Annotated in this window: 1 protein-coding gene and 1 pseudogene; both read right to left on the reverse strand. The window is 67.8% G+C overall.

The features are described 5' to 3' along the window. Positions 1-1,061, reverse strand: a 1,061-nt coding sequence (locus EDC29_RS17185) for a tetratricopeptide repeat protein (RefSeq protein WP_243695662.1), incomplete at its 3' end; no start/stop codon positions are given. Positions 1,062-1,372: 311 nt separating this feature from the next. Then, positions 1,373-1,597, reverse strand: a pseudogene (locus EDC29_RS17190) (tetratricopeptide repeat protein); the annotation flags it as partial.

Here is a 1,597-nt window from a genome sequence, read left to right on the forward strand (position 1 = left end):
TGGGCGCGCCAGTGCACTCGCGCCGGTTCGCCGTGACGACGGTTGTAGTCGCGATAGGCCGCGTAGATCGACTCGGCCGGAAGATCCGGATGGTAATTGAGGGTGAAGAGCAGATTGGACTCGGCCTGGATCAGGCTGGGGTTGAGCGCGTGGGCACGCTTGAAACCAGCGAAGGCCTCGTCCAATCGTCCCAGGTCCTTGAGAACGCTGGCACGATTGTTGTATGCGTTTGCGTCCTCGTCATCGAGGGCCACCGCCTGCTCCAAACAATGCAGCGCTTCATGCAGACGGCCCATCTCCTGGAGCAGGATCCCCAGATTGTTCAGCGCCTCGATGCTTCGCGGGTTCAGCGCCAGTGCACGACGATAGCTGCGCTCGGCCGCCTCGAACCGCCCCAGCGCCTGCAGCACCAGCCCACGATTGCCATGGGCCTCGACCATCTCCGGCAGCCGTTCGAGCGCGCGATCGAAGCACTCGAGCGCCTCCTGGTAATGACTCAGATCACCCAGGGTGACGCCGAGGTTGAGGAGCAGATCGGCATCGTCCGGACGCAGACGCAATGCCTCGCGATGGCACGCCAGCGCCGCCTCCGCCCGGCCCAGCACCTTGAGCGCCAGCCCCTGATTGCTCAGCGCCTCGACGAACCCGGGTTCGAGTTCGAGCGCCCGGGCATGGGCGCGCAGCGCCTCCTCGGGACGACCGAGTTCACGCAACAGTAGACCACGGTTGTCCTGGGCCCTGGCATAGTCGGGGGCGAGCGCGAGGGCATGATCACAGCACTGCAAAGCAGACTCTCGCTCTCCTTGGTCACGCAGAGTCATGGCCAGGTTGTTCCAGACCTCCGCACTGTCCGGCGCGAGCGCGAGCGCCTGCCGATAGTGGTCCGCCGCCGCAGCATAGCGCCCGAGGCGATGACAGGCGTGCCCCAGGCTGTTGAGCAGCTCCGGGTCATCGGGGGTGAGTCGCTGCGCCCGTTCGAGCGCCGCCATGCCCTCGCGAAACTCCCCACGTCGCACCAGCAGGGTGCCCAGCACCTTCCAACCCAAGGGGTCATCATGCACGCTCAGCTCGCGCGCATGCCCTTCGGCCTCGACAAGGTTCCTCGCGCGCACGGCATCGAACAGAGGCCGTGGATCGGGCGCGGAGCATCGCCGCACCGGCTCAGCGATCTCGGTCTGCGGCGGCGCGCACGATCGAGTACGGCCGGTAGATGCGCGCTCACCGCGTAGACGTTCAAGCGCCTCCCGCGCCTCGGCGGCCTCGGGGTCGAGTGCGAGCAGCGCACGATAGACGGCCTCTGCGACATCCAAGCGACCCGCCCGATGGTGTGCAGCAGCGGTCTGGAGCAGACGAGCTCTATCCTCCGGCACCGTTACGCCTGCTCACACCAGCGCTGCCACATCGCGCGGAAGGCCGCCTCAATCCGCGCCACCAGCCCCTGTTCGTCGCGCCAGGGGCTCGCCTCCAGCTCCGCGCGCAGCCCGGCGCGGATCCGCGCCAGTGCCTCCAAGTCCGCAGCCAGCGCCACCGCCCGCTCGACATACCCCGCCTCGTCCGTGGCGATCCACTCCGGGCGCCCCATCCCGCTGAGTACCGT

Origin of the sequence: Marichromatium gracile (genome assembly GCF_004343155.1) — a bacterium.
Taxonomy (GTDB): Bacteria; Pseudomonadota; Gammaproteobacteria; order Chromatiales; family Chromatiaceae; genus Marichromatium; species Marichromatium gracile.